Origin of the sequence: Nocardia uniformis NBRC 13702 (assembly GCF_001613345.1) — a bacterium.
In the GTDB taxonomy this organism is placed as follows: Bacteria; Actinomycetota; Actinomycetes; order Mycobacteriales; family Mycobacteriaceae; genus Nocardia; species Nocardia uniformis.
In genome coordinates this window covers 1-14,638 of record NZ_BDCE01000090.1, presented here as the reverse complement: position 1 = coordinate 14,638, position 14,638 = coordinate 1, and the positions used below count along the sequence as shown (strand labels likewise).

Sequence of the window (14,638 nt, the reverse complement as noted above, 5' to 3'; positions counted from 1 at the left end):
CGATGAGGAGAAATACCGTGAAACGCACCGTGCCCATGCTGGGCCTGGTGGCCGCGTCCCTGGTCGCATTCACCGCCTGCGGCCTCGGCGCTACCAGCGAAACCGAGTCCACGACAGCCGTGCGGGTCCCGGAACTGGCTGCGGACCAGCAGGTCTCGATCGTGTTCGAGTCCTACAACTACGGCCTGGCCGGAGCTTGGACCGACACCTTCGACGCGCTGATCGCCCAGTTCCGGGCGGAACATCCGAATATCGAGGTCACCGCGCAAAAGCCGCAGGGCAATAGCCCCAACCCGACTACCGACACCATCTCCAGCATTCAGAGCCAGATCGTGGCGGGCACACCCCCGGATGTGGCCCAGCTCGGTTTCAGCGACCTGGATTTCACCATTCACCAGCTCGGCGCGAAGCCCCTGGACACCTTGGTGGGCGAGGCGGAGGTGCAGCGCAACTTCGATGGCGCGCAGCACCCATACGCTCCCACGGCGCGCACCTTGAGCGATTGGGACGGCCACACCTACGGGGTGCCGTTCGTGCTGTCCACGCCCGTGCTCTACTACAACGCTTCGCTTTTCGAGCAGTCGGGCCTGGACCCGGCAACTCCGCCGACGTCCTGGGCGCAGGTGGCCGATGCGGGCAAAGCGATCGCCGAGCGCACAGGTAAGGGCGGGGTCTACATCGACTGCCTCACCAAGTCCGCCAAGGACTGGTGCTTCCAATCGCTGGTGCGCTCCAATGGCGGACGCGTCATCTCCGAGGACCGTGGCAAACTGACCTACGCCGATCGGCCTGCGGTCGAGGTAGCCGAGATGGGGCAGCAGTTGGTCTCCACCGGTGCGATGCCCAAGCTCGATCAGAAGCAGGGGTACGAGGCGTTCACCCGCGGTGAGATCGGCATGATCCTGGAGTCCAGCGCCATTCAGGGCACCTTCATGACCGGTGCGAAGGGCAAGTGGGACCTGCGATCGGCCGCCATGCCCAGTTTCGACGGCAGGCCCACGATCCCCACGAATTCCGGTGCCGGACTGCACATCCTGTCCAACGACCCGGTCAAGCAGCGCGCGGCGTGGGAGCTGATCACCTTCCTCACCAGCGAGGCCGCCTACACCAAGATCTCGCAGGGGATCGGCTACCTGCCGCTGCGCACCGGCCTCCTCGACGATGCCAACGGTCTGGCGACCTGGTCGAAGGCGAACCCGCTGCTGGCTCCGAATGTGGCGCAGCTCGAGCGCATGGAGCCGTGGATCTCCATGCCGGGCAATAGTTATCTGCAGATCCGTGACGGCATGATGGAGGCGGTCGAATCCATCGTGTTCCAGGGCAGGGACCCGCAGTCAACTCTCACCGCCGCCCACGAGGCCGGCGCGCGACTGCTTCCGTGATGTTCGTCCTCGAAGCCCCGCAGGAGAGCGGTACCGCTGTCCCCGAACACGTTTCGGTGCGACGTCCCGCGCGTCTCCGCCTCCTGCGTCGTGTCGTGCCATACCTGTATCTGGCACCCGCGCTGGTTCTGTTGATCGTGTGGACCTATCGGCCACTGGCACAGGCCTTCGAACTGTCCACCTTGTCGTGGAACCTGCTGCCCACCTCGCCGATGCGGTCGGTGGGCACCGCCAACTATGAACGGCTGCTGGAACTCCCGTCCTTCAGTGCGTCGATCTGGCGGACCGTGCTGCTCATCATCGGTCTGCTGCCGTTCACCGTGCTCCTGCCGCTGCTGATCGCGCTCGCCAGTCGCCGGGTGTCGACACGGGCCCGAACCGCGTACCAGGCCTTCGCTTTCGCGCCGTTCCTGGTGGCTCCGGTCGCGGCGGCGGCGGTCTGGCGGTGGCTGCTGCATCCGGGTTCCGGTGCGGTGGACCGGGTGCTGGGCACCGACCGGAACTGGGTCTACGACGCCGAGACCGCGCCGTGGGTGATCATTGTCATCACCGGCTGGCACCTGCTCGGCTTCGCCATGCTGGTGGTGTGGGCCGGATTGGCCGGTATCAGCAATGACTACGACGAGGCGGCCCGCGTCGACGGTGCCGGTCCGCGTCAGATCTTCCGGTGGATCACGCTACCGCTGCTGTCGCCGACCCTGCTTTTCCTGGTGCTCACCACCTTCCTGCTCAGTCCGACACTCACTTTCCCGCTCATCGACTCGATGACCCAGGGCGGACCGGCGCAATCCACCACCAATATCTACTACTTGCTCTGGGACTACGCGTTCCACAGCTTCGACGCCGGGCTCAGCGCCGCGGCGGGGGTATTGCTGTTCCTCGGTTTCGGCGTGATCGCGGGCGTACTGGTGTGGATCTCGGAAAAGGTGGCCTTCCATGATGATTGATCGTCTGCGCGGCGTCCGCAGTCATATGATGCTGATCATCACCGCGGTGGTGTGCGTCTTCCCCATCTACTGGCTGTTCGCCACCGCGCTGCGTCGGCCCGAGGATGTGACCTCGCTGTCGCCGGTGCCGTGGCCGATGTCGCTGGCCAACTACGCCGACGCCGCACACAAGGTGGACATCGCCGGCCTGGTGGCGAACACCTTCTTCGTCGCGACCCTGTCGACGGCGGGGCAACTGCTGGTAGCGCTGCTGGCCTCCTACGCCTTCGCCATGTATACCTTCCCGCTGCGGCGGGTGCTGTACCTGGCGTTCGTCGGCATCTGGCTGGTCCCGTTCCAGGTCACCATGCTGCCCAACTACATTCTGCTCAATCGGATGGGGCTCGTGGATTCGCTGGTCGGCGTGGTGTTGCCGACGCTGTGTTCAGCTCTGGCCCTGTTGTTGCTGCACCAGCACATGGCCGCGTTCCCGAAGGAGCTGGTGGCCGCCGCCAAGATCGATGGCCGCTCCTCCTGGTCGATCCTGTGGACGGTGGTGGTCCCGAATCTGCGTCCCGCCCTGGCCGCTCTGACCATCGTGCTGTTCATCAACGCCTGGAACGAGTACTTCTGGCCCGCAGTGCTGTTGCGCGGGTCCAACAGCGTGCTGCAACTGGGATTACGCAGCTTCATGGGTACCGAGGGTGAGCAGTGGGGGCCGATGATGGCGGTCGCGAGCCTGGCCTGTCTACCCGTGCTGGTGCTGTATCTGCTCTTGCAACGCCAGATCGTCAACGCCTTCGTGCGTTCGGGGCTCAAGTAATTCCCGCTCATTCACTCAGACCACGTAATCCGGTCGACCTTTTATGTATTCGCGCGCCCTCGATTCGGCGCACCCGCGGAACGGAGAATGAAAATGCAACTCACTGTGCTCGGCTGCCGGGCCGGAATGCCAGCGGACGGTCAGCCCAGTTCCGGCTATCTGGTGGAAACCGGCGGTAGCCGGGTGCTGCTGGACTGCGGTCCCGGCATCGCGACCGCGCTCACCGCCGATCGTGATCCGGCCGGTCTGGACGCGGTGATCATCAGTCATCTGCATATCGATCACTGCTACGACCTGCTGCCGCTGGGCAAGATCCTGCTGGCCCCCTACGCACTGGCCAAGTACCCCGGCTTCGAATCCTGGTTCGAGAATCTCCCGGATCGAATGCCGCTGATACCGCTGTATGTTCCCGTCGGTGCCCGCTCCGTCCTGGAGAACCTGGCCTCGGCGCTGACCACCGAGTCGCTACCCATCCTGGACCGAGTCTTCGAAGCGGCCTTCGACATTCGCGAATACCAGCCCGACGACACCGTGACCATCGGCGACAATACCTGCGAGTTCATCGCCCTTCCGCATGCCAAACCCAATTGCGGACTGCGGATCTGCGGTCCGGACGGTTCGCTCGCCTACTCCGGTGACACCGGCGTCTCGGTCGCGCTGGAGCGCCTCGCGGCGGGGGTGGACCTGTTCCTGTGTGAGGCCAGTCTGGAGCACACGGACCGCAGTGCGCACGGCCACCTCTGTGCGGCCGACGCCGCCCGGGCCGCCACCGCGGCGGGCGCGCGCGAACTGTTGCTGACGCATATGCCGACCGGTGACGAGGTCTGGCTGAAGGCCCGCCTGGACGAAGCGGTGCAACTGTTTCCGGGCCGCGTGCGGCTTGCGTACCCGGGGATGGTCCACAAGATCGGGCGCTAGCCACGGGCGAATGTGACCGCGGCGGTATCGCCTACAGTTCATTTCGCCGTTCGGTAGGTTCACCCGTGGTTATTCGGGCCGGATACGCTGAGCCCCATCCCGAAGGGGAGGTAAATATGGAGCTCAGACTCTTGGCGTCTTTTGTGGCCGTCGCGGAAGAACTTCATTTCGGCCGCGCGGCTGCCCGACTACATTTGGCCCAACCCTCACTCAGCCAGCAGATTCAAAGGCTGGAGCGAAGTGTGGGAGTTCAACTGGTGGAGCGCAGCTCACACCAGGTCAATCTCACGCCGGCGGGCGCGGTACTGTGCGATCTCGCGCGCAATATCCTCACCCAGACCGAAGAGGCCCGATCGACGGTGCGCGAGGTGGCCCTCGGCCGCGCCGGTACCCTGCGAATCGGGTACAACTTCGCGTCCGGCCAGCGCATCCTGCCTGCCGCGTTGGCGCGCATGAACACCATTCTCCCCAATGTCACGGTCAACCTGATCGAACAGCGCACCGGCCCGCAGCTGGCCGCGCTCTCGGCCGGGGCCCTGGATGTCGGGCTCGTGTACGGCCGTCCCGCGGCCACCGAATTCCACAGCCGGCCGCTGCTACAGGTGCCGTTGGTGGCGGTTGTGGGCCGCGGGCACAGCTGGTCCCGGCGCTCGCGCACATCCTTCAGCGAGCTGGCCGGTCAGTCCTGCATCCTGTTCGAACGCCAGCAGTGCCCGGCCATGTACGACGCTATCCACCATGCCGCCGAACGCAGCGGGATCAAGCTCAATGTCGAGCATCACCTCGACGATCCCAATGCCACCGCCATCATGGTGTCGGTCAAGTCGATGATCGGGTTCGCGTCCTCGGTGCGGGCCGGGGCCGCGCCTACCGCGGGGTACAACCAGACGGTCATGGTGGCGCTGCACGACCCGGTTCCGACAGTCGAATTATGCGTCGTCTGGCGAGCCGACGATACCCGTCCGATCGTCCGATCGTTCCTCGGATGCATCGAATCCGCACGACCATTGGAATCGGCAATGAAGATGGAATCCCGTCTGGCGCAATAGGAATCACCAACCGTGCGTGTGGATTATCGGCCTTGCCGACCGGTTCACAGGCAGTGAGACTGAGTTCGTGATCGGCGAACTCGTCATCTGGTGCGACTTCGGTGGCGTGCTCACCGACCCGGTAGCGGAGGTGCTCGAACGGGTGGCCGCGCAATGCGCGGTGCCCGCCGAGACACTCCTGCTGGCCTGCTCGGCCGTCGCCGCCGAATACGGCGGCGACGAGCTCGCGCCCCTGGAACTCGGACTGCTCGGTGAGGCCGAGTGGGGCGAGCGGGTGACCGCTCAGCTGGCACCGTGGCTGCCGGCCGCCGATCTCGGCCGATTCAGCGAATTATGGTACGGCAACCGCAGTTTCAACGGCGAACTGTACGACGCCCTCAGTGGCCGCCTCGATGTGGAGTGCCGGCTGGCAATGCTCACCAACAGCGTGCGCGAGTGGGAACCCTACCGCGCCCGATTGATTCCCGAATCCGCCGTGTTCGAAGCGATTGTCCGATCGCACGAATACGGTGTCCGCAAACCCGATCCCCGCATCTTCCGCATTGCCGAACAGACCCTCGACGTGCCCGCTCGACGCTGCCTGCTCATCGACGACAGTGCGCGCAACTGCCTCGCCGCCGAAGCGGCCGGCTGGCGGGCGATCCGGCACCGCGGAAACTCCGAAACACTCGAGCAGCTCGATCGGATCCTGGCCGCGCAGTAGCGACCACATTCCGCCGGCGCGCTGCGAGGTCAACGAAATCCTCAGGTGGTTACCTTGTTGCTGTCCACATCCGTCGACGATCACGGCCTGTCGGCGATCTCCCGAGGCGATACCGATGCCGATGCCCTCCCGGACCGGGTCGGGCTGTTCCATGTAGTCGCCGAGGGTGCGCGCCACCGACCGGCCCGTGCGGTGCTGTGCCGCCATGGCGAGGCCGGGTGGATCGATATCGACTTCGCCCAATTTCACAGTGACGTGGTGGCATTCGCCGAATCACTGCTCGGCTCTGGAGTGCTGCACGGCGACCGGGTGGCGGTGCTGGGGCGCAATAGCTACGAGTGGGTGGTCGTGGACTACGCCGCGCTGAGCATCGGCGCGATCGTGGTCCCCGTGTACCCAACCGCCTCCGAGCAACAGATCGCCCACATCATCGCCGATTCCGGCGCGGTCCATGGTTTCGCCGAAACCGCCGAGCAGCGCGACATGCTGGCCCGGCTGGGTGAATCGCAGTGGCGGACGCCGGTCCGCATGCTCACCGACCCGCCGGTCCCCGCCGCCGCGTCGACGGCGGAGTCCTTTGTCGAGCGCAGCGCCGCCGTCCGCGCCGATGACATCGCGACCATCGTGTACACCAGTGGCACCACGGGAATGCCCAAGGGCTGCGTGCTGACCCACCGCAATATGTTCGCCTCCTCGGGGAACACGGTCCGGCATCTGCCCGAACTGTTCCGCGCCGAGGACTCGGCGACTCTGCTGGCCCTGCCGCTCTCGCACATCTTCGGGCGCACAGTGCTACTCGCCTGCCTGCACGGCGGGACCCGAACGCGACTGCTGGCCGGAATACCGGATCTGCTGGATGCGCTGCCGACATTTCAGCCCACCTTCCTGGCCCTGGTGCCCTACGCGCTGGAAAAGATTCGCAAGCGCTGCCGGAGCGCCATCGGCGCTGATGCCGAAGCTGTGGCCGTCGACTACGGCCGTGCGATGTTCGAGGCCGACGCCGTCGATCCGGAGCTGGCCGCCGCGCACCGTGCCCGCAACGATGACGAATTCGCCGCCGTCCGTGCGGTGTTCGGTGGCCGCTGCCGGTATGTGATCAGCGGCGGTGCGTCCCTGGACGCCACCACCGACGCCTTCTACGCCGGTGTGGGAGTACAGGTTCTCGGTGCGTACGGCCTGACCGAGTCGGCCACGGCCGTGACTATCAACCAGGTGCACGCCAATCGGCACGGCAGTGTGGGCCGCCCGGTGCCCGGCACCACCGTGGCCATCGCGGCCGATGGCGAGGTGCTGGTCTCCGGCGCGAATACGTCACCGGGGTACTGGCCGAATTTCGCCGAGAGCACCGGAACCTGGCTGCCCACAGGGGATCTCGGCAAGCTGGATGCCGGCGGCTACCTGTACATCACCGGCCGTCGCAAGGAAATCCTCATCACCACCGGCGGCAAGAATGTCGCGCCGACGCCACTCGAGGATCGCGTGCGCTTGCATCCGCTGGTGAGCCACTGCATGGTTCTCGGTGAGGCGCGCCCCTTCGTGTCGGCACTGGTCACTGTCGACCCCGCGGCGCTCGATGCCTGGTTGGTCAATCGAGGATCGGAAGCATCGCAACAGGATTGGCTGCGACACCCCGAACTGATGGCGGCGATCGCCACTGCCATCGAGGACGCCAACGGCTTGGTCTCGCGCGCCGAGTCCATTCGCGAGTTCCGGGTCGTCTCCGGCGATTTCACGGTCGAGAACGGTCAGCTCACCCCCTCGCTCAAATTGCGCCGAGCGGTTATCGAGCAGGCCTATGCGGACGATATTTCCGCGCTGTACACGCCGAGTTAGTACCGCTTCCGATCGAAAGCATCAATCGCGCAATCTGATTCAAGTTTCAGTCCTTGAGAGCTTCCTGTGGAGCTCCGAGAATCATTTATGTCGAATTCACGGCAGGTAGGGAGAATTTCCATGTACGACGTGATTGTGGTCGGCGCGCGGTGCGCCGGATCGCCCTTGGCAATGCTGCTCGCCCGGAAGGGGCATCGGGTCCTGGTGGTCGATCGGTCGACCTTCCCCAGCGATACGGTGTCCACCCACTACATGCACCAGGTCGGTGTGGCTCGGCTGAAGGAATGGGGCCTGCTGGACAAGCTGGTCGCCACCGGTGTGACTCCGATTCGCCGGTTGAACTTCTCCTACACCGGAATCACCCTGCGCGGCTTCGCCGAGGTCGAGGGTATCGACGAGGTCTACGCACCGCGCCGGACCGTACTGGACAACCTGCTGGTCGATGCCGCCCGGGCAGCCGGTGCCGAGGTGATCGAGGGCTTCACCGTCACCGGTCTGCTGTGGCAGGACGGTCGGGTGTGCGGTGTGAAGGGCACTGTCGCCGACGGCTCCGAGCAGGAATTCCGCGCTTCGTTCGTGGTCGGCGCGGATGGGCGCAATTCGACCGTCGGCGATCTGGTCGATGCCGAATACCATACCGTGCGACCGGCTTCCTGCTTCGTCTACTACAGCTACTACGACGGCCTGGATTGGGAATTTCACCACTGGACCGGATTCGACAAGCAGCAGTTCGGCGCGTGGCCGACGAATGACAATCAACATCTGGTCACCGTGATGCGCCCGCTCGACCGGTTCGCGGAATTCCGCACCGATGTGGATGCCAACTTCCAGCAGGTATTCGACCAGATCATGCCGGAATTCGGTGCGCAGCTGCGGGATAACGGGAAACGGACCGAGCAGTTACGCTCGATGCGTTATCCGGACAACTACTACCGTCGCTCGGCGGGCCCGGGCTGGGCTCTGGTCGGCGACGCCGGCTACCACAAGGACCCCTTCACCGGCTGGGGCATCTCGGACGCCCTGGTCTACGGCGAGGTTCTGGCCGATCAGCTGCACGCGGGCCTATCCGGTGAGCAGCCCATCGACGCGGCGGTGCGCGAGTACGAGCGGATTCGCGATGAGCGCAGCACCGATACCTTCAATTTCACCTGCATGATCTCCGAGCTGAAGGCTCCACCCTTCTACGAGACGGTCTTCCGGGCCGCGAGTGCCAGTGAGCTGGGTCTGACCCAGTTCTTCCGCCTGATCGGCGGCGGGCTGCACGGCAAGGAGTTCTTTGCGCCCGAACACCTGGACACCCTGTACACCGCGGCGGGCACTCCGGCGGGGGAGCGGATGTACTCGGCCGACGAATCCTGATCGCCCCCCCAGCCGAATCGGAGACACCCATCATGGCGACCATCAGACTCACCACGCTCGGTGACAGCTTCGTGGAAGGGCGCGGCGATGCCGCGCCGGGCGGCGGCTGGCACGGCTGGGTGCCCAGGCTGGCCGAAATGCTGTGGCTGCCCGGTGATTCCGTGCGCAACCTGGGCACTTTCCAGGCCACTACGCAAGACGTCGTCGACCATCAGCTGACCCGTGCGCTGACCAACAAGGCCCCGGTGATCGGCGTCATCGTCGGGGTGAACGACCTCGTGGGTGACTACGACCCGGACCGCTTCCGACGCAATCTCACCGCCATCTTCGAAAAGACCACCGGCATGGACACCGCGGTGTTCACCGCCACCTACGCCGACATACCGGCGAATCTCCCGGTACCCGAAACCTTCCGGACCCTGCTGCGGGACCGCTTCGCCCGGGCCAACGATGCCCTGCGCGACACGACCGCACGCACCGGAGCGCTATGCCTGGACGTCACCACCGTCCCCGAATGGGCCGATCCGGCCATGTGGTCGCCGGACGGCCTGCATCCCAGCCCGCGTGGACATGAGTGGTTCGCCCGCTCGGTCGCCGAGCTGCTGGCGAGTACGACCGGGATGTCGCTGGCCGCGGCTTAGGCCCGGTCACTCAGAGAGGAAAGACGTGAGCGAGGAAACGACGCGGATCGGGCGGCGACTGGCCGACAATCCGATCGCGATTGTCGGCATGTCCAGCCTGTTCCCCATGGCCCGCAATCACCGGGACTACTGGCAGAACATTGTCGACGGCCAAGACTGCACCACCGAGGTACCCGAATCGCGGTGGAAGGTCTCGGACTACTACGATCCGGACCCCGACGCACCGGACAAGACCTACTCCCGGCGCGGCGCGTTCCTGCCGGACATCGACTTCGACCCCCTCGAATTCGGTCTGCCGCCCAATCAGCTCGACGTCACCACCACCATGCAGACGCTGAGCCTGATGGTGGCTCGAGATCTGTTGAAGGACAGCGGCGCTGACACCTCGGACTGGTATCGCCCGGCCCGGACCGGCGTTGTGCTCGGCACCACCGGTCCGGTGCCGCTCATGCACCCGCTGGCCGCGCGACTGTCCACCCCGGTGCTCAAGGAGGTGGTACGGGCCGCGGGTCTGACCGCCGCCGACGCCGACGAGATCGCCGACCGCTACGTACGGGCCTTCGCGCCCTGGGAGGAGAACTCCTTCCCGGGCTTTCTGGCCAATGTGGTCGCCGGGCGGGTGGCGAACCGGCTCGACCTCGGCGGGCTGAACTGCACGGTGGACGCCGCCTGCGCCGCCTCGCTGGCGGCTATGCGCACGGCCATCGCGGAACTGGTGGACGGCCGCGCCGATATGATGATCACGGGCGGAGTCGACACGGAGAACACCATTTTCGTGTACATGTCCTTCGGTAAGGTCGGCGCGCTGTCGAAATCCGATCGGATCAGACCATTCTCCGATGACGCCGACGGCACCCTGCTCGGTGAGGGCATCGGCATGCTGGCACTGCGCCGACTGGCCGATGCTGAACGTGACGGGAACCGGATCTACGCGGTGATCCGAGGACTGGGCTCCTCCAGCGACGGGCGCGCCAAGAGCATCTACGCGCCGCGCGCCGAGGGCCAGCGCATCGCTCTGGACCGTGCCTACGAGGACGCCGACTGCTCACCGGCCTCGGTGGAATTGTTCGAGGCACACGCCACCGGTACCGCTGTCGGCGACCGTACCGAGCTGACCGCCCTGCGCGAGCTGCTCGCTGACAATGCGGCCCCGCGTCATGGTGCGGCCCTGGGCAGTGTGAAGTCCCAGATCGGGCACACCAAGGGTGCGGCGGGCACCGCGAGCGTGATGAAGCTGTCACTTGCCCTGTACCACAAGGTCTTTCCGCCGACCATCAATGTGGATCGGCCCAATAGCGGGATCGACTTCGACTCCGCACCGTTCTATGTGAGCACCAAACTCCGTCCGTGGATTCGCGATCCGCGCCGTGCGGTTCGCCGTGCGGCGGCCTCCGCAATGGGCTTCGGCGGCACCAACTTCCACATGGTGCTCGAGGAGTACGACGGCGACCGCTCTGCGGTGCGAAATCTGCACCGCACCGCGCGCGCCAACCTGTGGCACGCTCCGGACCCGGCCGCGCTGCTGGACCTGCTGAACTCGGGCGCACCCGCCGTCGACGGCGGCCCCGTGCCCGCCGCGCACGCCCGCGTGGGATTCGCTGCGGCCGATGATAATACCGCGGCGCGGCTGCGTGCCCTGGTGGCCGAACGGCTATCCGCTGACCCGGACGCCGAGCAGTGGTCGCTGCCGCAGGGCGTGTACTTCCGCCGCCAGGCGCCGGTCGGCGTGAAGGTCGGGGCGCTCTTCGCTGGGCAGGGCAGTCAATACCTGGATATGGGGCTGGAAGCCGTGGTCAGCGTGCCTACGGTGGCGGACGCCTTCGACGCGGCCAATGCGGCCTTCCCCGGTGAGGATCCGGGTCTGGCCGCGGCGGTCTACCCGCCGCCGATCTTCGACCCGAAGTTGCGCCAGCAGCAGGAGTCGACGCTGCGCCGCACCGAATACGCCCAGCCCGCCATCGGCGCGCTGGCGGCCGGACAGTTCCGGTTCCTGCGTGAGCTGGGCCTGCGCTGCGACGGCATGCTCGGCCACAGCTTCGGCGAACTCACCGCGCTGTGGGCAGCCGACGCCCTGACCGATGCCGACTACTTCCGGCTGGCGGCCGCGCGCGGCACCGCCATGGCACCGGTGGCCGACAGCGGCGACACCGGGGCCATGGCCGCCATTGCGGCGACTCGCGACATGGTCGAGGAGCTGCTGGCCGAGACGCCGGATGTGCTGGTGTGTAACCACAATGCCCCCGAACAGGTGGTCGTGGGTGGTGGCACCGAGGCAGTGGAGGCGCTGCTGGCCGAGTGCACCCGCCGCGAGATCACCGCGCGTCGGCTGCCGGTCTCCGCAGCCTTCCACACACCGTACGTCGGGCACGCCGTCGAACACTTCCGCGCGGCGTTGAACACGGTGGACATCGGCGCACCCGCCGTAGCGGTCTACGCCAACAGTCCCGGTGCCGCGTACGCGGCGGACTCGCAGGCCAATGCCGACACCCTGGCGAGGCAGTTGCTGCGCCCGGTGGAATTCGTCGAAGCGGTGCGCGCCATGCACGCCGACGGGGTCACCGTCTTCGTGGAGTTCGGCCCCAAACAGGTTCTCACCGGCCTGGTTCGGACCATTCTGGCCGACACCGATGTGGTCGCCGTCCCCACCGACAGCGGCCCGCTCGGCGACTCCGACCTCGCGCTCAAGCAGGCGGCGGTGCAGCTGGCGGTGCTGGGCGTCGACCTGGACGGCATCAACCGTTACGACGCACCTGCGCTCGCGGAACCGGCCCGCAAGGGCATGACCGTCAGCCTCTCCGCTCCCGAATACATCTCGCCCGCCCGGCGCGCCGCCTACGCCGACGGGCTCACCGACGGTTTCCGCGTCTCCGCACTCGCCACCCCGCCCGCACCCGCTCCGGCGGCCGTGCCGACTCCGGTCTACGGCAATGGGGCTGTGGCCCACCACATTCAGGAGGAACACCCGATGACCGTCCATCCGCAGGCCCGGAACCGATCCGAGGACGATCCGGCCACCCAGCACCTCGCGCTGCACTCGCGCTACCTGGACAGCCAGCTGAATGTAGCCGAGACCCTGATCGGCTTGATCGCCCAGCACGGGCTCGACGATCCGAATCTGCCGAACGTCATTGCCTCGGTGCGCGATCAGAGCGTCGCCATCGGACATGCGCATGAGCGGGCGGCGGAGGTGCTGGCGCGACTGTCGGAGCTGGAATCCGCCGTCGCACCGGCCGTGTGGAGCGAACCGGTCGAATACCGGCCCGCGCCGCCGGCCACCGCGGGCGTCGCTCCCCGGCCACTGACCGCCGCGACGCCTGCCGTCGCTCCGGTCCCCACCACGCCCGCCGCCGTCGTGCCCGCCCCTGTCGCCACGCCGCCGCCCGCCCCGGAACCTGCTGTTACACAGACGGCCCCGCAGATCGCGGTCGAACCGTCGAGTTCGAACGGTCATGTCCTCGACGCCGAGGCTGTGCGTGCGGCCCTGGTCGAGGTGGTGGCCGACAAGACCGGTTACCCGACCGACCTGATCGACCCCACCATGGACCTCGAGGCCGATCTCGGCGTCGACTCCATCAAGCGCGTGCAGGTGCTCGGCATTGTCCAGGAACGCTTCCCGGACCTTCCGGTCGTCGGCCCCGAAGTGCTCGGTGAATTGCGAACTCTCGATCAGATGGTGGACGTACTGGTCGGAGAGGCGGGTGGTGTCTACCCAAAAGCGCCGTCGCCGACCGCTGAGCCGAGCTCGGAGGTCGGTCCCGCGCCAACGCTGCGGCACCGGGTCGAACTGGTCGATCTGCCCGCCATCGACGTCATGGACGCACCGTTCCGAGACGATCCGGTAGCGGTCGTCGCGGACCACGGTGGCGTCGATGCCACGAAAATCGTTGCGGGCCTGGAACAACGGGGATGGACCGTGCGGCGGATCGATCTCTCCGGTGCCGCGGACGCGGCGTCGGTGGAGCGGTCGATCGGTGAAGTCTGTTCTGCGACGGTTGATCTCGTCCTTGCTGTCGCTGATGGCGAGCCGACATGGGCGGGTGCCGAACGACAGCTCACCGAGGTGATTCTGCTCGCCAAGTACGCGCTGGGGAGCCTGACGGGTACCGAGGGCCGTGCGGCGTTCCTCACGCTGACCCGGCTCGACGGCGGGCTCGGATGCACCGGTGCGGCTGCCCCGGAGGCCGGTCTGGTCGGGGGAGTCGGCGGCGTGGTGAAAACCCTTGCGGCCGAGGCGCCGCGGCTGTTCTGCCGAGCCGTGGACGTGCACCCGGATCTGGCGGACGATCAGCTGCTCGCGGCGGTATTCGCCGAACTCGACGATGCGGCCGTCGACACCCTCGAGGTCGGTGTGGACCTCAGCGGGAGGCGGCGCGCGGTTGTCCCGGGCCGCTACCCCCACCCGGTCGACACCTCCCCGGTCGGCCCGGAGACCACCGCCGAACCACTGATCGAACCCGATGACGTATTCGTGGTGACCGGCGGCGCCCGTGGCGTTACCGCACTGTGTGTGGCAGCGCTGGCCGAGTCCGGTTCGGCGGAGTTCATTCTGCTGGGCCGCACCGAGCTCACCGCGGAGCCCGAGTGGGCCGCCGGGGTGGTCGACGCCGATCTCCGTGCCGCGGTGATCGACCAGCTGCGGGTCGGGGGAGATCGTCCGGTCCCGCGCGACATCGCGCGCGTGCACGGTGAATTGGTCGCAAACCGGGAGATTCGCTCCACCCTCGACCGATTGCACGCGGCTGGATCCCGTGCGACCTACCTCGCGGTGGATGTCACCGACGCCGCCGCGGTGCGGGCCGCACTGGTCGATCGCGGGGTGAACGGCATCGTGCACGGGGCCGCCGTCCTCGCCGATGCGCTGTTGCCGGACAAGGGAATCGAACAGATCGACCGAGTCTTCGCACCGAAACTGCGTGGCTTGGCCGCGGTACTCGACGCCGTGGACACCGACCGGCTGCGGCATTTGGTGGTGTTCACCTCCATCGCGGGCCTGCTCGGCAATCC

Annotated in this window: 10 protein-coding genes; all 10 read left to right on the top strand. The window is 66.7% G+C overall.

What is annotated here, in order from left to right; all coding sequences use genetic code 11:
• Window positions 1-17 precede the first annotated feature (17 nt).
• Window positions 18-1,382, top strand: coding sequence for an ABC transporter substrate-binding protein (locus NU1_RS32710; RefSeq protein ID WP_245720418.1), 1,365 nt, complete (start codon window positions 18-20; stop codon window positions 1,380-1,382).
• On the top strand, window positions 1,382-2,329 hold the full coding sequence (locus NU1_RS32705) for a carbohydrate ABC transporter permease (protein WP_067527377.1): 948 nt from the start codon (window positions 1,382-1,384) through the stop codon (window positions 2,327-2,329). Before NU1_RS32710 ends, NU1_RS32705 begins: the two co-directional genes overlap by 1 nt.
• Window positions 2,319-3,131: a carbohydrate ABC transporter permease gene (locus NU1_RS32700; RefSeq protein WP_067527375.1), complete on the top strand. Its 813-nt coding sequence runs from the start codon at window positions 2,319-2,321 to the stop codon at window positions 3,129-3,131. Before NU1_RS32705 ends, NU1_RS32700 begins: the two co-directional genes overlap by 11 nt.
• Before the next feature lie 93 nt (window positions 3,132-3,224).
• Entirely contained in the window at window positions 3,225-4,049 is an 825-nt protein-coding gene (locus tag NU1_RS32695; RefSeq protein ID WP_067527501.1) for an MBL fold metallo-hydrolase, read from the top strand.
• 116 nt (window positions 4,050-4,165) lie between these two features.
• Window positions 4,166-5,098, top strand: a complete 933-nt coding sequence (locus NU1_RS32690; RefSeq protein ID WP_067527373.1) for a LysR family transcriptional regulator — start codon at window positions 4,166-4,168, stop codon at window positions 5,096-5,098.
• Window positions 5,099-5,165: 67 nt separating this feature from the next.
• Window positions 5,166-5,801 carry an HAD-IA family hydrolase gene (locus NU1_RS32685; protein WP_084522033.1) on the top strand — a complete coding sequence of 212 codons (636 nt, stop codon included), beginning with the start codon at window positions 5,166-5,168 and terminating at the stop codon, window positions 5,799-5,801.
• A gap of 45 nt (window positions 5,802-5,846) precedes the next feature.
• Window positions 5,847-7,634: an AMP-dependent synthetase/ligase gene (locus NU1_RS32680; protein WP_245720417.1), complete on the top strand. Its 1,788-nt coding sequence runs from the start codon at window positions 5,847-5,849 to the stop codon at window positions 7,632-7,634.
• Between the two features lie 120 nt (window positions 7,635-7,754).
• The gene (locus NU1_RS32675; RefSeq protein WP_067527371.1) at window positions 7,755-8,993 is read left to right on the top strand and encodes an NAD(P)/FAD-dependent oxidoreductase; all 1,239 of its coding nucleotides are present in this window, start codon (window positions 7,755-7,757) and stop codon (window positions 8,991-8,993) included.
• 32 nt (window positions 8,994-9,025) lie between these two features.
• Entirely contained in the window at window positions 9,026-9,634 is a 609-nt protein-coding gene (locus NU1_RS32670; RefSeq protein ID WP_067527369.1) for an SGNH/GDSL hydrolase family protein, read from the top strand.
• Window positions 9,635-9,659: 25 nt separating this feature from the next.
• The coding region (locus tag NU1_RS32665; protein ID WP_067527367.1) for a type I polyketide synthase at window positions 9,660-14,638 on the top strand (4,979 nt) is incomplete at its 3' end.